This window comes from Exiguobacterium alkaliphilum (assembly GCF_018138125.1).
In the GTDB taxonomy this organism is placed as follows: domain Bacteria; phylum Bacillota; class Bacilli; order Exiguobacteriales; family Exiguobacteriaceae; genus Exiguobacterium; species Exiguobacterium alkaliphilum.
Map to the genome: position 1 here is coordinate 2,656,777 of NZ_CP073101.1, position 18,934 is coordinate 2,675,710.

20 protein-coding genes and 3 pseudogenes are annotated in these 18,934 nt (G+C 52.4%); 4 read left to right on the top strand and 19 right to left on the bottom strand.

Annotation, left to right across the window (positions count from 1 at the left end; all coding sequences use genetic code 11):
• Together KB235_RS13730 and KB235_RS13735 are read left to right on the top strand one after the other, a co-directional pair.
• Entirely contained in the window at positions 1-1,167 is a 1,167-nt protein-coding gene (locus KB235_RS13730) for a DEAD/DEAH box helicase (RefSeq protein WP_211779919.1), read from the top strand.
• Positions 1,164-1,805 carry a hypothetical protein gene (locus tag KB235_RS13735; RefSeq protein ID WP_034808408.1) on the top strand — a complete coding sequence of 214 codons (642 nt, stop codon included), beginning with the start codon at positions 1,164-1,166 and terminating at the stop codon, positions 1,803-1,805. Before KB235_RS13730 ends, KB235_RS13735 begins: the two co-directional genes overlap by 4 nt.
• Here the strand turns inward: KB235_RS13735 and KB235_RS13740 are convergent.
• From KB235_RS13740 to KB235_RS13755, 4 genes and pseudogenes are all read right to left on the bottom strand, one after another.
• Entirely contained in the window at positions 1,797-2,381 is a 585-nt protein-coding gene (locus KB235_RS13740; RefSeq protein WP_211779920.1) for a hypothetical protein, read from the bottom strand. The genes KB235_RS13735 and KB235_RS13740 overlap by 9 nt on opposite strands.
• Positions 2,378-3,058 (bottom strand): annotated as a pseudogene (locus KB235_RS13745) (ABC transporter ATP-binding protein). Before KB235_RS13745 ends, KB235_RS13740 begins: the two are co-directional and overlap by 4 nt.
• Positions 3,036-3,428 (bottom strand): GntR family transcriptional regulator, encoded by a 393-nt coding sequence (locus KB235_RS13750; protein WP_211779921.1) that lies wholly within the window; start codon positions 3,426-3,428, stop codon positions 3,036-3,038. The pseudogene KB235_RS13745 and the gene KB235_RS13750 overlap by 23 nt, the downstream one beginning before the upstream one ends.
• 134 nt (positions 3,429-3,562) lie before the next feature.
• Positions 3,563-4,168, bottom strand: a complete 606-nt coding sequence (locus KB235_RS13755; protein WP_034808397.1) for a kinase — start codon at positions 4,166-4,168, stop codon at positions 3,563-3,565.
• Between the two features lie 155 nt (positions 4,169-4,323).
• Between KB235_RS13755 and KB235_RS15865 the strand changes: the two are divergent.
• Both KB235_RS15865 and tnpB (KB235_RS13760) read left to right on the top strand, forming a co-directional pair.
• Positions 4,324-4,410 (top strand): annotated as a pseudogene (locus tag KB235_RS15865) (IS200/IS605 family transposase); the annotation flags it as partial.
• Positions 4,397-5,488, top strand: coding sequence for an IS200/IS605 family element RNA-guided endonuclease TnpB (tnpB, locus tag KB235_RS13760; RefSeq protein ID WP_211780980.1), 1,092 nt, complete (start codon positions 4,397-4,399; stop codon positions 5,486-5,488). The pseudogene KB235_RS15865 and the gene tnpB (KB235_RS13760), both read left to right, overlap by 14 nt.
• Positions 5,489-5,646: 158 nt before the next feature.
• On the opposite strand, the gene KB235_RS13765 is transcribed toward tnpB (KB235_RS13760), so the two are convergent.
• The 15 genes and pseudogenes from KB235_RS13765 to KB235_RS13830 form a co-directional block, all read right to left on the bottom strand.
• Positions 5,647-7,296, bottom strand: coding sequence for a b(o/a)3-type cytochrome-c oxidase subunit 1 (locus tag KB235_RS13765; protein ID WP_211780981.1), 1,650 nt, complete (start codon positions 7,294-7,296; stop codon positions 5,647-5,649).
• A 37-nt stretch (positions 7,297-7,333) separates the two neighbouring features.
• Positions 7,334-7,804 carry a cytochrome c oxidase subunit II gene (locus KB235_RS13770; protein ID WP_034808393.1) on the bottom strand — a complete coding sequence of 157 codons (471 nt, stop codon included), beginning with the start codon at positions 7,802-7,804 and terminating at the stop codon, positions 7,334-7,336.
• Between the two features lie 21 nt (positions 7,805-7,825).
• On the bottom strand, positions 7,826-7,945 hold the full coding sequence (locus tag KB235_RS13775; RefSeq protein WP_152545902.1) for a cytochrome c oxidase subunit 2A: 120 nt from the start codon (positions 7,943-7,945) through the stop codon (positions 7,826-7,828).
• A 178-nt stretch (positions 7,946-8,123) separates the two neighbouring features.
• Positions 8,124-8,834 carry a Crp/Fnr family transcriptional regulator gene (locus KB235_RS13780; RefSeq protein WP_034815825.1) on the bottom strand — a complete coding sequence of 237 codons (711 nt, stop codon included), beginning with the start codon at positions 8,832-8,834 and terminating at the stop codon, positions 8,124-8,126.
• 169 nt (positions 8,835-9,003) lie between these two features.
• Entirely contained in the window at positions 9,004-10,389 is a 1,386-nt protein-coding gene (locus tag KB235_RS13785; RefSeq protein WP_211779922.1) for an aldehyde dehydrogenase, read from the bottom strand.
• 102 nt (positions 10,390-10,491) lie between these two features.
• Positions 10,492-11,658 carry an MFS transporter gene (locus tag KB235_RS13790; RefSeq protein WP_211779923.1) on the bottom strand — a complete coding sequence of 389 codons (1,167 nt, stop codon included), beginning with the start codon at positions 11,656-11,658 and terminating at the stop codon, positions 10,492-10,494.
• 134 nt (positions 11,659-11,792) lie between these two features.
• Positions 11,793-12,506, bottom strand: coding sequence for a purine-nucleoside phosphorylase (gene deoD, locus KB235_RS13795; protein ID WP_034815803.1), 714 nt, complete (start codon positions 12,504-12,506; stop codon positions 11,793-11,795).
• 15 nt (positions 12,507-12,521) lie between these two features.
• Positions 12,522-13,229 (bottom strand): response regulator transcription factor, encoded by a 708-nt coding sequence (locus KB235_RS13800; RefSeq protein WP_211779924.1) that lies wholly within the window; start codon positions 13,227-13,229, stop codon positions 12,522-12,524.
• Positions 13,226-14,983 carry a sensor histidine kinase gene (locus KB235_RS13805; RefSeq protein WP_211779925.1) on the bottom strand — a complete coding sequence of 586 codons (1,758 nt, stop codon included), beginning with the start codon at positions 14,981-14,983 and terminating at the stop codon, positions 13,226-13,228. Before KB235_RS13805 ends, KB235_RS13800 begins: the two co-directional genes overlap by 4 nt.
• 97 nt (positions 14,984-15,080) lie before the next feature.
• A complete protein-coding gene (locus KB235_RS13810; protein ID WP_211779926.1) occupies positions 15,081-15,662 on the bottom strand; it encodes an ankyrin repeat domain-containing protein in 582 nt (193 codons plus the stop codon).
• Positions 15,625-16,050, bottom strand: a complete 426-nt coding sequence (locus KB235_RS13815; protein ID WP_338032662.1) for a M48 family metallopeptidase — start codon at positions 16,048-16,050, stop codon at positions 15,625-15,627. Before KB235_RS13815 ends, KB235_RS13810 begins: the two co-directional genes overlap by 38 nt.
• Positions 16,051-16,176: 126 nt before the next feature.
• Positions 16,177-17,268, bottom strand: a complete 1,092-nt coding sequence (gene tnpB, locus KB235_RS13820) for an IS200/IS605 family element RNA-guided endonuclease TnpB (protein ID WP_211780982.1) — start codon at positions 17,266-17,268, stop codon at positions 16,177-16,179.
• A pseudogene (locus KB235_RS15870) lies at positions 17,255-17,341 on the bottom strand (IS200/IS605 family transposase); the annotation flags it as partial. The gene tnpB (KB235_RS13820) and the pseudogene KB235_RS15870, both read right to left, overlap by 14 nt.
• A 134-nt stretch (positions 17,342-17,475) precedes the next feature.
• Entirely contained in the window at positions 17,476-17,703 is a 228-nt protein-coding gene (locus tag KB235_RS13825) for a hypothetical protein (protein WP_211779928.1), read from the bottom strand.
• A gap of 94 nt (positions 17,704-17,797) precedes the next feature.
• Positions 17,798-18,898 (bottom strand): PQQ-dependent sugar dehydrogenase, encoded by a 1,101-nt coding sequence (locus KB235_RS13830; protein ID WP_034815811.1) that lies wholly within the window; start codon positions 18,896-18,898, stop codon positions 17,798-17,800.
• Positions 18,899-18,934 lie beyond the last annotated feature (36 nt).

Below are 18,934 nucleotides of genomic sequence, written 5' to 3' on the forward strand. Positions count from 1 at the left end.
ATGAACTTTACAAAACCATTTATTAATGAAGCCTGGGAGCGCCTCGGCTTCACTGAACCAATGCCGGTCCAAGCAGAAGCGTTCCCGCTCTTGCTTGACGGCAAAGACGTGACCATCGAGGCGCCGACCGGCACCGGGAAGACGCTCGCCTATTTGTTACCGGCAATCGAGAAAATCGACCCGACGAACGAACGCATCCAAGTCGTCATCGTCGCCCCGACACGAGAACTCGTCATGCAGATTCAAAACGTCGCCCAACGCTTCACAGAGAAAGGTGATGTCCGCATCGCCTCGTTCATCGGTGGTGTTGAACTGAAACGCCAAATCGATCGTCTGAAGAAAAAGCCGCATTTGATCGTCGGGACACCGGGACGTCTCGTCGAATTGATTGAAAAGAAGAAATTAAAATTGCATGAGACGCATACGGTCATTCTCGATGAAGCGGATCAAATCATCGACAGCGGGTTGACCGAGACCGCGGAGCGGATTATCAAGCATACGGCAGCAAATCGCCAAATCGCGCTCGTGTCAGCGACGTTGACGGATTCGTTAAACGCCTGGGCCGCACCGTTCTTGAATGAACCGGCTCACATTAAAATCGAGCGGGCCGTGAATAACCAAGTGACGTTCGGCTACATGTTGACGACACGCCGCTACAAGCCGGAGCTACTCCGCCGTCTGTCTCACGTCGACGGTGTCAAAGCGCTCGCCTTCATCAACAACCGCTCGTTCTTGCCGCCTTTAAAAGGAGAGCTCGAGAAGATGAACGTGAACTATCGCATGCTCGACAGCTTAAAAGGCAAACGGGAACGCGTCGAGACGCTCCGTGAATTCCGCAAAGGCGAGTACCCACTCCTCATCACGACGGGCCTTGCCGCTCGCGGCCTCGACATCGAAGAAGTGACGCACGTCGTCCATTTCGACTTGCCCGAATCGATTGACGACTTCATTCACCGCTCGGGCCGGACGGCTCGTGGAAACGCGGCCGGGACTGTGCTCTCCCTCGTGACCGATGAGGACTTGAAGCACTTGAAGGCGTTCGCCCGTCAACTCGGCGTCGAATTGAAGGAGCTCGAGATTTACCGCGGTGACGTCATCGAGAAACGCATCGAAGACAAACCGAAAGTCATCAAGCGCCCTGCGAACAAGCGAGGACCACGTCGATGAAAAAAGACCGGAAAGTGATTCCATTCCCATTGCTTGTGGAAGAGTCCGAATTGCTGGCCGAGCTGAAGAAATTATATGAGCAAGCGGCACTCGCACGGAGCACGCAATGGACAAACTATATTCAAGAAATCGCCTCGGAAGGCACATGGCATTTGAAAGACGCCGAACTGTTCCGCGACCTATTCATCGATTGGGCCGTCTTCTTTGAGACGGACGAGGATGGGATGACGCCGCACGGTCGCTATTTAGCGGACCATAAGGCGGACATGTCCCCGGCCCTGTATCACGCGCTCCGCGGACTCGCCGTCCCGCGCTGTTCAGTCTTTGAAGTGACCGAGGACGGTCTTCGCGACTGGGAGACGAAGGAGACGTATCGCGTCAACCTCCCTGAAAAACGTGAAGTCGGTGACATCATGCTCGGGAAACTGCTCGACATTCGCGGCAGCTGGCGTTTCGGATCGGCGTTTCTCGCCCTCCCGGCGAAGATGGCCGGCAACGTATCGGATTTATACATCGACTTCACGGACGAGGTCGGCCCAGGTGCGTTCCTCGACCAGTTCCCCGAATTTTGTGCGGAGCTGATCGATTTGTTGCTCGATTTAGAAGAAGGGGTCATCATCCCGAAACCATCAAAATAACCGAGAGGCGGCCGCCTCTCGGTTATTTGTTATTCTACGTAGAATTGTGTGCTCGGAAGCAACGCTTTCGCTTCGTCGTTCGCAGCCGTCATACGCCACGATTTGATCGAACGCGCCGCGCACCGGAATCATCTGTGAACTGAACCAACTCGTGAACGCAACGTATTGAAGCTTCAGCGCAATCCATTGAATCGAGAACAATCCGAGCACCATCAAGATCATTGTCGCCAGCTTCGCAGCGAAGACGAACATCCGCTGTTGTGGTAGCATCAGCAACCGAATCATGAACGTACCACGGCCTTGGAAGTCACGATACCAAATCCAAAAGCTATACAAGAGCATCGCCGCGACGGCAAATCCAATCGACAAGATGAACGGAGTGCCCCCGATGTAGTTCCCGAACGTCAACACGTAATCCGGCGTCCCGGTACGGCGAATCTCTTCATACAGCGCTGTCTCGCTCCATAAGAAATAGCCGAGCCATGCGAACTGTGTGACGACGAGCAGTGAAATCAAGATGAGGTATGGTTTCGTCACCCGTTCGACTTCCCATCCGATTAGTTTCAATAGGTTCATGCCCCGTACTCCTCTCTCATGACATCGACGATCGATTTCCCATGTATGAAGCGGACGTCCTCGACATCGAACTCGCGGACGATTCGTCCCCGGTTCAACATAACGGCCTTGTCGACCAAATATTCGATATCGTCAATCTCGTGCGTCGTAATCAGCACGCCGCGGTCTTCCATCACATCACTCGAGAATAACGCGACGATTTGTTCTTTCGAGAACACGTCGATGCCCTAGAACGGTTCATCGAGCAATAAGTAGTCCGGATCTTGCGCGATGCCGAGCGCCAAATTCACTTTCGCGAGCGTCCCTTTCGACAGCTCGTTCAACTTGTCTTCCGGGAACAGCTTGAACTCGTCGACGAGACGGGCGAACAGTTTCGAATCGAACTTCGGATAAAAGTCGCGCATGAACGCCTCACACTGTTCAATCGTGAAGTGAGTCGGGAACGTCGAATGGTCCGGAACGAACGCGACGCGATTCAAATCGAGCGGCTTCCCATCGATTAACACTGTACCGCGGTCGAACGGAGTGAGCCCCATGATGCCTTTTAAAATCGTCGATTTCCCAGTCCCGTTCAATCCGATGAGGCACGTGATTTCCCCTTTTTGTGCCGTGAACGACACGTCTTCGAGCACTTGCTTTTTACGGTATCGCTTCTTAACTCCCAGTACTTCGATCATCGAGATTCCCCTCCCCATATTGCCGTTTGATTTTATCAACAAGCTCATCCATCGTGACGTCGAGCTCTTGAATCGATTCGACGAAGACGGCGACCGCCTCGTCGACGAGCTCCGTGCGGATTCGTTTCAGAACATGTTCATCGGTCGTGACGCGGCTCGGCCGGTTCCGTTCGGTCGTAATCAATTGTTGTTCCTCCATCTCTTTGAACGCCTTTTGGACGGTGTTCGGATTGATTTTCAGTTCGGTCGCGAGTTCGCGACGCGACGGCATTTCTTCGCCCGCCTGTAATTCTCCGAGCGCCATCTCCTTTTTGAAGTAATCGACGACTTGGATATAGACGGGGGCTCTCGTGTTGAATTGAATGATCATAGGCCACCTCTCTAAGTGTATGATGCGACTAATACACTATCTGACTGTATTATTACCGTAATACACTTGACTGTCAACAACTTATTTGTAAAAACCATCCAAAACAAAAACGCATCCACTTGAATATGGATGCGTCAACCCGCTTGAACGATGTGGTCGGCCTTGCCTTTCGGGTTGACCGTCTCAAGATAATGCGCTTCTCCTGGCCAGTAACGTCGCGTATACTTGTCGAGCCGCTCTGCCAAGTCACCGATGTATGTATCGCGATGCAATACCCGCTCATAGCGGACCTCTTGAGGGCAATCGAGGTAGACGACGTAATCAAAATAATTCCGCCATTCGTCACGCAGCAAAAAGATGCCTTCGATGAGGACAAGTCCGTTCGGTGTAATTTCTACCGTTCGGTCGATGACCTCATCTCGGTCGCGCTCATAATAAGGCAATGTCAACTTCGCTTGCCCTTCCTGTAGCGGCTTGAACAACGTCTCCACGAGCAAGTCGACGTCCCATTGGCGCGCATAATATTCCATCGCCTCCGATTCACCAGTCCCATAACGCTTGAACCGTTCGACGATAAAGTCATCGATATGAAAGACCATCACATCGTTCGCAAGGTCGCGCAACTGCTCGACCATCGTCGTCTTCCCAGATCCGCTCAGCCCATCGATGGCGACGATGAACGGCCGGTCCGACGCATGTTTGACGTATTCACGACGAAGCATCTCCTTCAGCGTCTCCATCCTTTCATCTCCTTTAACTAAATCAGGCGAGAATTCTCCCTCCTCTAAGCGTCCGGGGCGAAGCCCAGCGTAGGTGGGAGATGAATCGCCCGTGCTAGCAAGATTATATGTGCTTGGTATAATGGATGTAACCAACCAAAAGGACTGAACTATCAATGAAAATGGATACGAACAAACATTCAGTCTTTCTTCTGAACTACCATCTCGACAAGGAGAGGCGTGATCACTTTGCTGAAGGCGTATAAGTTTCGATTGTATCCAACGACACCACAACAAGAATCCTTCATGAAGACGTTCGGTTGCGTCCGTTTCGTCTACAATAAGATGCTCGAGGAACGGATCCGGCTGTATGAAGAGTCGAGGCTGAACCCTGACACGAAGCAGAAGCTCCCGACCCCGGCGAAGTACAAGCCCGAATTCCCTTTCTTGCAAGAAGTCGATAGCCTGTCACTGGCGAACGCCCAGATGGACTTGAACAAGGCATACGCCAACTTCTTCCGTGACAAAACTGTGGGGTTCCCGAAATTCAAGTCGAAGCACGGCGACCGTGCCTCCTACACGACCAACAATCAGAACGGGAGCGTCCGGATCGAGGGCGGGAAGGTGAGACTCCCTAAGATCGGCTTCGTGAAGTTCAAACAACATCGTCCTTTCGAGGGGATCATCAAGTCCGCGACAATCTCGATGACGAAGACGGGCAAGTTCTTCGTCTCCATCCTTGTCAATCAGGATGACGAGCAATGGATCCCGGTTAAGAACAAGATCGGCATCGACCTCGGGCTGGAACACTTCGCCATCATGACAGACGATGACATGGTCTCCGAGAAGATCGACAACCCTCGTTTTCTCCGTAAATCTGAAAAGAAGGTCAAGAAGGCGCAGCGCGCTCTGTCTCGTAAGAAAATAGGAAGCAAGAACCGGGAGAAAGCCAAACTGATTCTCGCCAAGAAACATGAGAAAATCGCAAATCAACGTAAAGACTTCCTTCATAAGCTGTCGAAGCGAATCGTTGACGAGAACCAAGTCATCGTCGTGGAGACATTGAAATCGAAGAACATGATGAAGAACCACAGGGTCGCCAAATCGATCGCAGATGTCAGTTGGTACGAGTTCGTCCGACAACTCGAATACAAATCAAACTTCTACGGACGGACGCTCATCAAGGCCGACCAATGGTACGCATCGACACAAATCTGTTCTTCCTGCGGCGAAAAAGGCGAGAAGAAAACAGTGGATGTCCGCGAATGGACGTGTACCTGTGGCGCTCACCATGATCGAGACATCAATGCGAGCATCAATCTTCTGATGTTGGCAAACTAAAACGAATTCTTTCAGGGTGGGAACCACCCGACGAGCTTGGTCAATAATCGTAGCTAGTAAAAGTACGATCTTCCCAAGAAGCTCCCACTTCAATTTGCGAAGCAAATAAGTGGTGAGTAGTTCACCGAAAAAAGTCAGCCGCTTGGGCTGACTTCAGTTTACCAGAGCACCCACCCGCGCGCTCCCGGAGGTGCACTTTCAATCAAGTGCCAAATCGGGATCGTGTACGCGAACGCGATTAAAACGAACGTGACGGTGATCCACAGTTTCCAGTTCTCGAAGAAGCGAGGTGTCTCCATCGCGGCTTCTTCGGTCTCCGCGAGCGGGAATTCTTCCTCTCCTTTCGGGGCGAGGAACGACAAGTTGAACATCGAGTAGACGAAGATGAGAACAGAAATTAAGAGGATTGTCCCACCAATCGCCATGGCGATATGGTACGGGATCCATTCCCGCGTGAGCGCGTCCGAAAAGTAAGTCGCCGGACCGGTCCGTCGCGGGTTGCCTTGGAGTCCCGAGATGTGCATCGCGTATGACATGATCGACATCCCGAACGCCCACGTAGCCGTTTGCAGCAGCCCGAGGCGATTCATCGCCTTCGTGAGTGTGCGGCCGCGAAGGACTGGGACGAGCCAATACGCCGTCCCGAAGAACGTCAAGGCGACAGCCGTTCCGACTGTGATATGGAAGTGACCGGTGACCCAAAGCGTGTTGTGCACCATCGCGTTCAATTGATGCGACGCGTTGATGATCCCGCCTGCACCGGCCGGAATGAAGAACAACATCCCGACGAACGGCGCGAGGAAGCGGACGTCACTGTACGGCATCTTCTTCACCCAACCGAACAGTCCGCGGGCACCGAGGGCGCGCCCTCGAAGTTCAAACGTCGCAAACAGCGAGAACGCCGTCATAAACGACGGGATGACAACGAGGAACGTCAAGATGACTTGGACGAACTTCCAGAACGGATCGATGCCAGGTTCTGTCAACTGATGGTGAAAACCGACCGGGAACGAGAACAACAAGAATAACAGGAACGCCATCCGAGCGAGAGCATCCGAGAAGATTTTTCCCCCGATGACTTTTGGCACGACCGTATACCAGACGATATAAGCCGGCATGAGCCAGAAATAGACGAGCGGGTGACCGAAGTACCAGAACAGCGTCCGCGACAACTCGATTCCGACCGTGTCTTTCCATCCGAGCGAAAGCGGCAGCAGCTGGAACAAAATCGTCCCGGCGACACCGAGCGTGGCGATGACCCAGAGGAGCATCGTCATGATACTCATGAACGCCGGAAGTGGCGGGTGAATCCCCGGGTTCCCCCGCTTGTAGTCCGCGTACATCCGGAACATCGCGAACGCCGAGAGCCACGTCCCGACGACGAACAAGACGAGACCGATATAAAACACCGGATCGGCCATGAGCGGCGCGTAGAACGTATAGAGCACCGTCGCCTTATTCGCGAGCACCATAATCGTGACGAGCACCGCACCGGCGATAATCATCCAAAAACCGAGCCAGGCGAGGCGTGTCGGGAATGCTTCGAATCGCCCGAACGACTTGGCGAGGAGCGCGTAAAGAAGGCCGATGATGAACATCGTTGTGAAGACGAGGCCGAGCATGATGCCATGTGCGGTCAACAGTTGATAATAGCCGAAGACTTCCGGAATGACACCGGTCCGAATCAATGTCTGCATGAGTCCCGCCAAGCCACCGATCAAGACGGCAAGGACCGAGATGACGACGTGGGCATAGGCGAGGCGCGCTTCTTTGACACCGATACTCGGTACAGGCACGCCCCGCTCCATTTCCCATTGTTTCAATTTTGAAGCGACATCGTTCACGTTAATCCACCACCTTTATTTTTGTCGCCATCATGTGATGGCCTGTCCCGCAATACTCGTTACAGAGGATTAAAAATTCTCCGGCTTCTTTAAACGTATACGTGAGCGAGTTGATATGACCCGGTACGACCATCATGTTGACCGGTGTCCCGACGAGCTGAAAGCCGTGGACGACGTCAGGTGACGTGACGAGGAACGTCACTTTCGCCCCTTTCGGAATCTCGACGTTGCCCGGTGTGAAGGTGAACGCTTGGGCGACCATGACGAGCTCGTATTCGTTGTCCCCGATTTTGTGTAACCCCGGGTTATCGAACGGCGCCGTCTGATGGACGGTGGCCGGGTCGATCAAGTCGGCGTCAGAAGCCGGCTGGTTGCCGGATGCAAACGCGGATATGCCAAGGACGGTCAAAAAGACGCCCAATAAAATGATGCCGAAACCTAACCAATATTTTTCAAGTTTATGAATGTGCAACGTACGTCACTCCTTTCTGCGTTATCGTGTGAGGAATAAATAAAAGACCGACGACCACATGACGATGATGACGCCAGCGACGATCATGACCGATGTGAACGTGCCTCTCAAGTCTGGTTCTTTCCCACCGTTCTTATCCAAGTGAAGGACCCCTTTCCGTTATGATTTCCACTTTCATTGTATGAAATCGAGTTACCGTTAATATGTGACTTTTATCACTCGAAAAGTGACAATCACATCATTTTTGCGTAGTTTTCACACACAAAATTCACAAATACAAAAATAAAAACCGTCTCACGAGGAGACGGCTGTTGAATCGTTATAACCGGCAAATCCCAGCCGGACACCCTTCGCAATGACAGAGTTCTTTTAAGAAATCGAAATCATGGATTGCAATTGCGTTGGACGACGTCGTCAAGATCCCGTCCTTACGCCACTGGCTCATGAGACGATTGACCGTCTCACGCGGTGCACCGATCAGTTGACCGAGCTCCCCGTCCGACGGATGTCTCGGGATGACGACGGTCCCGTCTTCTTCCACCCCATGCATCGCCGCCATGCGGAGCAACGTCGAGGCGAGCGCTCCGGGTTTCCCGTAAAGAAGCAAGTCGCGCACTTTCATCTCGGAGTGCTTGCGCATCATCGACGTCCAGCGAATGATTTCCCCTGCGAACCGGATATCCTGTTGCATGAGCGTCTCGAGCTCTTGCTTCGAGATGGTACCGATGACACTCTCTTCTGTCGTTTCGATACTGTATGAGCTCGGGTACGATTCCACGATGTCGAACTCACCGAAAAAGTCACCTGATCCAAATAAAAACATGACGAGCGGATTCCCTTTTTTCGTGATTTTTGTAAACTTGACCGCTCCACTTTTTATATAAAAGAATTTGTCACACTTCTCGCCTTCCCAACAGACGATACTCGCCTTCGGATAGGTATGCGTCGCCATCATCTCGAGCAACAACTGTTTCGTCTCGCTCGAGAAGATGAAACTATTCGGTTGCGTCGTTCCACATTTCGTAGACATCATGCCCTGCTCCCTTCATCATTCGTTATGAATGTCTCGTACGTTCATGGTATGGGTTTATTATACAGGAGAACGGGCGGTTTCATCACAAAAGTATGTGACATTTCAAACAATCTTCGTTTTTGTGCACAAAAAAGACTGTAGCTATAAAGGCCACAGTCCAACAAATTCAACGGTAGACGAGACGAATCAATTTCTCGGCCGACTTAAAGTTCGGATAACGAAGCGGTAAATCGAACTTCGTCGTGTTTCGTAAAATCGACTTCGCATGACTGAACGTCTCGAAGCTGTAACGTCCGTGATATGAGCCGATGCCGCTGTCCCCGACTCCGCCAAACGGTAAGTTCGGGTTCGTCAAATGCATGAGGACGTCGTTGACACACCCTCCGCCGAAGGCCAGGTGTTTGAACGTCTTCTGTTCGACCGCTTTCGATTCGGTGAACAAATAGAGGGCGAGTGGGTGCGGACGCGCGTCCACGAATTCAATCGCCTCATCCAAATCACGATACGTCAAGACCGGCAAGATTGGACCGAAAATCTCGTCTTTCATGACGTTCGCATCCGGCTCGATGTCCGTCATGACGGTCGGGGCAATCTTCAACAAGTCCCGATCGGTCTCCCCGCCAAAGTAAATGTCGCCTTCCTCTAGATAACGGCTAATCCGGTCGAAGTGGCTCGTATTGACGATGCGCGTGAATCGTTTCGTCCCGACGCCGTTGCCGAACATCGCGAACGCCTCGCGCTTAATCGCCTCTAAAAATTCGTCTCGCCGCGATTCGTGGACGAGGACGTAGTCCGGTGCGACACATGTCTGACCGGCGTTCATCCATTTGCCCCAGGCGATTCGTTTCGCCGCGATATCAATGACCGCATCCTCATGCACGATGGCGGGCGATTTGCCACCGAGTTCAAGCGTGACTGGCGTCAAATGTTTCGCCGCCGCATCCATGACGACTTTCCCGACCGCAGTCGAACCGGTGAAGAAGATGTGGTCCCACTTCTCGGCGAGGAGCGCCGAAGCGACGTCTTTATCCCCTTCGACACTGACGACATAACGGTCAGTGAACGCACGTTCGAGCACGGTCGTGATCATGCGCGCCACGTTCGGCGTGAGTTCGGACGGTTTGACGACGGCCGTATTCCCGGCTGCGATGGCTCCAATGAGTGGGGCGATCGCGAGTTGGAACGGATAATTCCAAGGGGCGATGATGAGGACCGTCCCGTACGGTTCATACATAATCTCACTTTTCGTCCCGAGATGGATTGCCGCTCCGCTCACGCGTTTCGGACGCATCCAGCGCTTCAATTCACGTGTCGTTCGATTGATTTCATCATAGATGAAGCCGATCTCGGTCGTGAACGCATCGAGTTCAGACTTGTTCAAATCTGTCTGGAGCGCCTCGATGATTTCTGGTTCGTGATGTTTGATGGCTTCTTTCAAAAACGTCAACATACTGAGTCGAAACGCGAGCGACTTGGTCGCTTGTGTCTTATAGAAACGGCGTTGCTTCTGAATCAGTTTCTCGACTGACAATTGTTCGATCGGTGCGAGCATGAAGGTTCCTCCCTTGATGGATAGCGCTACAACCATCTTATCATTTCAACCTCGGCCTCGACCATTTTGAACCTTCTCGCTCGTAACGAAGAGATGACGCGCTCACTCCGACTTCGTCGTCCAGACGCGTCGCCGCACTTGTTCGAATAAACCGAAGACGGCGGCCGCCCCGAGCAAGACGACACCCGTGACCGTGAACTTATGTTGTAACGCAATCGTGAGCCAGCCGAGCACGGCGGAGCCGACGACCGTACCGAGTGAGAAGAAGGCGTAAAAGTAACCGTACGACTTGCCTCGATTCGTCCGTGTCGTCGCTCGAATCAATAACGTATTGATGGCCGGGAATAAGATGGCAAAACCAAGGCCGTAGAAGGCGAGCACCGCATAGAGCGCCATCACACTCGTGGCGTTCCCGATGAGCACTTGACTGACACCAAGAATGCCGATGCCGAGCGCGGCGAGTCTCGTCGGTTCGAGACGGTCGAACAGCCGGTTCGTCGGCAAGACGAAGACGAGGACCGCCACGACACCGAACGTACTGAGTAGCGTCCCACTCAACCGGGAGTCGTACCCGAGCGCTTCGACGTAAAGCGGCAACAGATAGGCGAGCGCCCCTTGCGAAAACATGAGCAAGAACGCACCGACGTATGCCTTGAAGACGTCCCGCTGTAGCCCTTGGGACGCCATCGTTGGTTCAGCATCCACCAGACGTTCCGTCAAACGGGACGACCGCATGACGAACAACGTCAAGAGGGTGACGCCAATCCCATAGAGCGCTACGAACGAAAACACGACCGGGACCGACGTCCGGCTCGCCAGGATCCCGCTAAACGCCGGACCGAGGATTGCGGCGAGTCCGACGAAACTCCCGGTGAGGGCGACCTTCTTTCCTTGTCGGTTCGCAGCAGTCAGGTTGGCCGACAAGGTGAATGCCGCCGGCACGATGAGGCCGGCCACGAATCCGTGGATGACACGGACGACAAGCAACGTCGTCGGGTGATCGACAAGCTGGTACGCGAATAAGCTCGCACTCGACAAGAGGAGACCGGCGAGCAAGATGCGATACGGACCGACCTTATCCGTCCATACGCCAGACAAGACATTGCCGAACGTGTTCGCTAACGAGTAGATGGCAATCGCGACGCCGGCGATGAACGGCGTCGCCCCGACTGAGACAGCGAACGTGCTCATGACGGGGAGCTGGGCGAATAAATCAAAGAAGGCAAAAAAGACGATACTGTAGATGACAAACGCTGACGTCTTGTTCAATCGTTTCAACTCCTCGGCCTAGTCAAATCAGACTAAGTTTTCAGCTCCAGTCTAGCTTGCCATCTATATTTTGTATAGACGACTGAGCACACCGACACAAAAATGCCCTACAAACGAATTTGTAGGGCACCCGATTAATTTGTCACTTCGACGGCCGTGTCGAGGGCGACACGAATCATTTCGTCAAACGTCGATTGACGCTCTTCTGACGTCGTCTCTTCGCCAGTCAACAAGTGGTCTGAGATCGTGAGAATCGTCAACGCGTTGACTTTATGTTTGGCTGCGAGCGTATAGAGGCCTGCCGCTTCCATCTCAATCGCGAGGCAACCGAAGTCGGCCCACTTTTTGAAGTGGTGGAAGTCATCTTGATAGAATTGATCGGCTGTGAAGATTTGACCGACTTTGACTGGGATTCCGGCTTTCTCCGCGTTTACATATGCACGATGTAGGAGGTCGAACGTCGCAGTCGGTGCATAATCCATGCCGTTGAAGCGGACACGGTTTTGTGCCATCTCACTTGACGCACTCATGGCGATGACGACGTCGCGGACTTTGACGTCTTCTTGAATCCCGCCAGCCGTCCCGACACGAATCAAGTTTTTCGCACCATATGACATGATCAACTCGTTCACGTAAATCGACATCGATGGAACGCCCATCCCCGTTCCTTGTACCGAGATGCGTTTGCCTTTATACGTCCCTGTGAAGCCGTACATGCCACGGACTTCGTTGTACAATTCGACGTCCTCAAGAAACGTCTCGGCGATATATTTCGCACGAAGCGGATCTCCTGGAAGTAGTACCGTTTCTGCAATTTGTCCTTCTTTTGCTCCAATGTGTACACTCATGATTCATGTCCTCCTTTAAAGTTGTCGTTGATAATGTTCCCGATATTCATTCGGTGTAACACCAACTTGTTTCTTGAAGACTTTCCGGAAATACTTATCGTCCGAAAAACCTACCGCTTGGGCGACCTCGTAAATACGTTGTCTACTCGTCTCAAGGAGACGTTTGGCCTCGAGCATGCGAATCGAAAGCAAGTACTCGGATAAGTTGACGCCATAGTGTTGCTTGAACCGCCGCGATATGTATTCACGGCTCAAAAAAAAGCGCTCACTCATCCCTTGCAGACTCAGTTCTTCCGCATAATGCCGTTCGATGAACGCCCCGATTTGGACGATCGGGTCTTCTGACGATGGACGGATGTCGACAAGCGCCCGTTCGAGCGTGTCGTTCAAGACGTCCGGGTCAATCGGTTTGAGTAAATAGTCGAAACTGCCGAGTTGAATCGCGCGCCGCATATACGAATACTCGTCATACCCGGTCAAGACGATCAACTTTGCCGATTCGGCTTCTTGATGGAGCCACTCCATCAACTCGATTCCGTTACATCCCGGCATTTGAATGTCCGATAAGACGAGGGCGGGACGTTCTGTAGCGATCAACGCCTTCGCTTCGTTCCCGTTGCTCGCCTCAATCACGGTCGTGACACCGAGACGCTCCCATTCCCCGAGTAATTTGACAGCCTCCCGTACCGGTGACTCATCATCGACAATCAACACTTTCGTCATGACGCATCCGCCTCCTTCACCGCTGGAAAACGCATGACGATGCGAAAACCGCCTGTCTCTGGTGTAGCCAACATAAATTCAGCCTCCCGTTTATAGTTTAACATGAGACGATCGCGAATGTTCTTTAAACCGGTACCTTCCGCGCCGTAGCGCAATTCGGTCGTCTGTTCCATACGTTCTTGTAACGCTTCAAGTTGATTATTCGGGATTTTTTGTCCGCTGTTCTCACAATGGACGACGAGCTCAGGCCCAATCTGTCGGATGCGCAGTGAAAACCGGTTTGCCGTCGAGGACCCGTCACGTTCGAATCCGTGTTTGAAAAAGTTTTCGGCAAGCGGTTGTAAAATCATCTTCGGCACGACGAGCGTCTGCAGCTCCTCGGGGACGTCAATCTCGATACAGAACTGATCAGGGAAACGGACGTGTTGAAGCCGGACGTACGACTGTAAATGGTCGACTTCACGCCTTAACGTGACCATCGATTCGTCCGGATGCATCGTATACCGCATCATCGACGACAGTTGCGTGATAAGACGATACACTGTCTTGCCATCCCCCTTCAAAGCGATCGTGCCAATCGATTGGAGCGCGTTGAACAAAAAGTGCGGGTTCGTCTGCGCTTGAAGTGCCCGAAGCTCATTCGTCCGATTCTCGAGCGCGAGCCGATATTCTCGTTGAATCAAATCATCGATTCGCTCAATCATCAACTTGAATTGTCGCCCTAATACCCCGAACTCGTCATTTCCGAGGGAATCGAACGAGACGGTCATGTCCCCTTGCTCGATTCGTCGTATGTTCGACGTCAATGTCCGAATCGGTGTCGTCAACCGCATCGATGCATACGTCGCACCGATGAGGGCTAGAACGAGCGAGGCAATTCCGACGATGAAGATGATGAATGACGTTCGTGAAGCCGGCTCGGTGAGGAGACGGTCGGGAATGGACTTGCCAACATAAAACGCCTGATTTTCGAACTCAAACGATTTGATGATGCGATGATGTTTGCCGTCGCGTGATACGGACATCGGGGCAAGTGTCTCTGGAATCGGCTCGGTGCCAAGATGAGCGAACACTTGATCACCTGCCCCGACGAACCAAAGGCTCTCATCCGGGCTGTTTTGTAAAGAAGCGAGCTGACCGACGAAGACGTCTTCCGAGATATCAATTGATAAGACGGCGAGCGGTGTATCGGTCTCGATTTTATCGAGTCGAAAATGGAGTGTGACGACTTCTTGCTCCGAGAGGATCGGGCCAAAGTCATGGTACGGGACGAGCGGATGCGACGCTTCGAGCAAGACACGACTCTCTTTGTTTTCAAGCAGTTGTTGTTGAATCGGGCTCGGTTGTTTCTTCGAACGCGGTGACACCTTCATCTTATACGCTGCGAACGAGTCCATATCCTCGAGTATAAGCAGTTGGATTTGTGCGACGTCTTCCCGTGACAAGTACATCCCGAGTAGCGCCCGCCTTACTTCGAGTTCGGTCTGTTCGAGGGAGAGACCCGGACCATACTCTAAAATATCGAGCACGTCCCGATTCGCATAGAGGCTCGTCGGGAGACGGCTCAAATCGGATACGTAGCGTTCAAACTGCAACGTGCCACGTTCGAGCGACCATTCGGTCAACTGCAGGCCGCGTTCACGCTCACGGTCCTTCACGTACCAATAGGAAATAATCGTCGCCAAAATGACCGGAACGAGAATCGTCAGCGCGATCATTCCCGTCAGTTTCGTTCGAATGCTGTTCACCGTCATCCCTCCTCCTCCGATTATATCACGGCCGATGCAAACGCTTGCAAAGAAGCAAAAAAAAGATTCGTTCCGTAGACTTTCTACAGAACGAACCTCTACATCACTCGTACGAGCGCAATAATTCCACTAAATCGAAAGGATGTCCTTCCGCAACTGCCAAATCACGTGGCGTCATGCCGTCCATGTTCTCAATCGACGCATCGGCCCCGTTCTCAAGCAATAGCTCGACCGTCGCGTAGTCGACTTCTTCGTTATAGAACAAGTTATGGAGCGGCGTGTCGCCATATCCGTCTTGCGCGTTGACATCGGCACCGCCTAAAATCTCGGCTTCAATCTCGTCATAGCTCGCATTGTCATAGGCAAGCTGTGAAAGTGGATCTTCCATCGTCATATCGGTGAATCCTTCACTAAATGGTGTCGAGGCAAGACTCGCGAACCCGTCACTCATGACGAGCCACGCGATGATGGCCCCGTTCAACACGACCGTCATGGCGATCGTCCCAATGATTGACGCTTTGACATATCCGGCCGTCTTGAATACCGGTACATTCACTTCGCCAGCTGCCGTGGCAATGGCGGCGATTCGTTTCGGTAGCGTCGGATGTGTCGAAATGAGTTCACTGTATTTGGCGATAAAGCCGTTCTCACGGCTCGCCTCTTGTAAATAGTCGAACTCGTTCACTTCCTTGGCGAGCGTGCCACCAACTGCAAGGACGGTAAGCGCCTGCTTCGTCTTGAATATAATGGGCCGCCATCCGGTCGCACGTATATTCGCAAGCCCGCGAGTAGGCCGACCCGAGGAACGGGACGATATTCCCGAGCAAGACGAGCCATTGTTTTTGCACATGGTTACGGCGAATATGCGCTAGTTCATGCGCAATAATGAACTCGACTTCTTTCACTTGACCGTTCCGTGACAACTCAACGATGTCTGAGTATAAAATAATCATATTCTTTTGGAAGAACCGTGTCGCGAACGCGTTCAAGATGCCCCCGGCTTGCAAGATATAGACGTCCGGTAACATCCGGATGCCCATCCCTTGTCCGACGCGTTGATATATCTCATACAGATCCGTGAACTACTCACCACTTATTTGCTTCGCAAATTGAAGTGGGAGCTTCTTGGGAAGATCGTACTTTTACTAGCTACGATTATTGACCAAGCTCGTCGGGCAAGTCCCTGCCCTGAAGGTATTTCAGTCTGCCAACATCAACAGGTTGATGCTCGCATTGATGTCGCGGTCATGATGAGCGCCACACGTACACGTCCATTCACGGACATCCACTGTTTTCTTCTCGCCTTTTGATCCACAGGAAGAGCAGATTTGCGTCGATGCAAACCATTGATCTGCCTTGATGAGCGTCCGTCCGTAGAACTTACACTTGTATTCTAGCTGTCGAACAAACTCGTACCAACTGACATCTGCGATCGATTTGGCGATCCTGTGGTTCTTCATCATATTTTGCGACTTCAGCGTCTCCACGACGATGACTTGATTCTCGTCAACGATTTGTTTCGACAGTTTATGAAGGAAGTCTTTGCGTTGGTTTGCGATTTTCTCGTGTTTCTTGGCGAGGATCAGCTTGGCCTTCTCTCTGTTCTTGCTTCCGATCTTCTTTCGTGACAGAGCGCGCTGCGCCTTCTTGACCTTCTCTTCTGACTTGCGAAGGAAACGAGGATTGTCAATCTTCTCAGAAACCATCTCGTCATTTGTCATGATGGCGAAGTGCTCAAGACCAAGATCGATCCCAATCTTGTTCTTGGCAGGAACCCATTTTTCCTCGCCTTGATTGACAAGGATGGAGACGAAGAACTTGCCCGTCTTCGTCATCGAGACCGTCGCAGACTTGATGATCCCCTCGAAAGGACGATGTTGTTTGAACCGCACGAACCCCACCTTAGGGAGTCTCACCTTCCCGTCCTCGATCCGGACGCTCCCGTTCTGATTGTTGGTCGTGTAGGAGGCGCGGTCGCCGTGCTTCGATTTGAACTTCGGGAACCCGACAGACTTGTCGCGGAAGAAGTTGGCATACGCCTTGTTCAAGTCCATCTGGGCGTTCGCCAGGGATAGACTGTCGACCTCTTTCAAGAAAGGGAACTCGGGCTTGTACTTCGCCGGGGTCGGGAGCTTCTGCTTCGCGTCAGGGTTCAGCCTCGACTCTTCATATAACCGGATCCGTTCCTCGAGCATCTTGTTGTAGACGAAACGGACGCAACCGAACGTCTTCATGAAGTGTTCTTGTTGTGGTGTCGTTGGATACAATCGAAACTTATACGCCTTCAGCAAAGTGATCACGCCTCTCCTTGTCGAGATGGTAGTTCAGAAGAAAGACTGAATGTTTGTTCGTATCCATTTTCATTGATAGTTCAGTCCTTTTGGTTGGTTACATCCATTATACCAAGCACATATAATCTTGCTAGCACGGGCGATTCATCTCCCACCTACGCTGGGCTTCGCCCCGGACGCTTAGAGGAGGGAGAATTCTCGCCTGATTTAGTTAAATTGATGTTCCGTCACTTTGACCCCGTTCGTTCGAATATAGCCGATTTGAATCCAGTGGGCGAACATCGATAATGACACGATGAAGCCGATGATGACTAAAAAGATGCCGAGTGAGGCAATCGTTAAGACGATGGCTAAAAGAATTGTCATAACGCTCGCCGCGACGAGCAAGCCGAAATACAAGTTTTCATGCTTATGAATAAGTTTTGTTTGATTCACGTAATATTCCCCTTCATTTTCCAATTAACAACCTGATTATAGCGACTTACTTTCAAAAAGCAACAAAAAATAGAAACTGACAAAGTGTCAGTTTCTATCGAATCGTCACGCGATACAATTGATCGTCGTCGGCACCCGGATTGCCGCGTCCGTCCGTATTGTTCGTGATGTAATACAGCACGTCCCCTTCGAGCCAGACGTCACGTATCCTGCCTTTATCCTCGATGATCGAGAGCACGTCACGCGTCTCGCGATCGAGGGCGACGAGACGATTCCCGCGCAACGTTGCCATATAGACGTATTCCTCATCCGCGACGATTCCGGACGGGGCCCACGAGGTCGAACCGACTTCGAACCATGGCGTCTCGAGCCCGTCCGCGGTCTCATCCGCCTCAATCAACGGCCATCCATAATTTTTTCCTTGCTCGATGCGATTGACTTCATCGTGACCGGATGCCCCGTGCTCACTCGCATAGAGGACATCGTCAACACTCGCCAACCCTTGCGGATTACGGTGACCTGAAGAATAGATCCAGTCAGTCGGTTCCCCTTCACCGGACAGCGGAATTCGAAGAATCTTCCCAGCGAGCGACGTCTCATCTTGGGCGAGATCAGGGACAAGCGCATCGCCGTTCGTCACCCAAAGCGCCTCACCGTCCAAAAGCAATCGGCCGCCGTTATGGAACTGCGCACCCGGGATGTCTTCGAGGATGACGTCCGTCTCGACGAAGCGATCCTCTTCCCATGTCAGTTCGACGACACGATTTTGGACGTTGCCTGGTGTGCCGTACGTGTGGTAAGCGTACAGTTGGCGCGAGGTGTCGAAGTCCGAAGCGAGGGCGAGGCCAAGTAGCCCTCCTTCGCCAATCTCGAGCACCGCTTCAGTCAACTCGACGGTTTGCCGGTCCACGTTCCCTTCCTCATCGATGACGGCGATCGTACCACCGCGTTCTGAGACGAGCCAGCCGTCTTCGATCCTTGCAATGGACCACGGCGCTTCGAGTTGGCTTGCGACAGCTTCACTCGTTCCGACCGACAAGCCTTCACCCTCGTCAGTCGTTTGTTCGTTTTCAGTCTCGTCCGTTTGTTCAGGCGCCTGTTCAATCGGTGTTTCGTCTTGCGCTCCATCCTCTGCCGGTTCGGTTGCACATCCGGCGACGAAGATGAGGCCTAACATGAGAATCCATCGTTTCACGATAATCGCCTCCCTTGTCTCCATCATAACGCGATT

Bases quoted from the DNA above. Each gene is read 5' to 3' on its own strand.
- KB235_RS13765 (WP_211780981.1), bottom strand. From the start codon at position 7,296: ATGGAGCGGGGCGTGCCTGTACCGAGTATCGGTGTCAAAGAAGCGCGC.
- KB235_RS13740 (WP_211779920.1), bottom strand. From the start codon at position 2,381: ATGAACCTATTGAAACTAATCGGATGGGAAGTCGAACGGGTGACGAAA.
- KB235_RS13750 (WP_211779921.1), bottom strand. From the start codon at position 3,428: ATGATCATTCAATTCAACACGAGAGCCCCCGTCTATATCCAAGTCGTC.
- KB235_RS13805 (WP_211779925.1), bottom strand. From the start codon at position 14,983: ATGACGGTGAACAGCATTCGAACGAAACTGACGGGAATGATCGCGCTG.
- KB235_RS13730 (WP_211779919.1), top strand. From the start codon at position 1: ATGAACTTTACAAAACCATTTATTAATGAAGCCTGGGAGCGCCTCGGC.
- KB235_RS13800 (WP_211779924.1), bottom strand. From the start codon at position 13,229: ATGACGAAAGTGTTGATTGTCGATGATGAGTCACCGGTACGGGAGGCT.
- KB235_RS13785 (WP_211779922.1), bottom strand. From the start codon at position 10,389: ATGCTCGCACCGATCGAACAATTGTCAGTCGAGAAACTGATTCAGAAG.
- KB235_RS13780 (WP_034815825.1), bottom strand. From the start codon at position 8,834: ATGTCTACGAAATGTGGAACGACGCAACCGAATAGTTTCATCTTCTCG.
- deoD (WP_034815803.1), bottom strand. From the start codon at position 12,506: ATGAGTGTACACATTGGAGCAAAAGAAGGACAAATTGCAGAAACGGTA.
- KB235_RS13755 (WP_034808397.1), bottom strand. From the start codon at position 4,168: ATGGAGACGCTGAAGGAGATGCTTCGTCGTGAATACGTCAAACATGCG.
- KB235_RS13735 (WP_034808408.1), top strand. From the start codon at position 1,164: ATGAAAAAAGACCGGAAAGTGATTCCATTCCCATTGCTTGTGGAAGAG.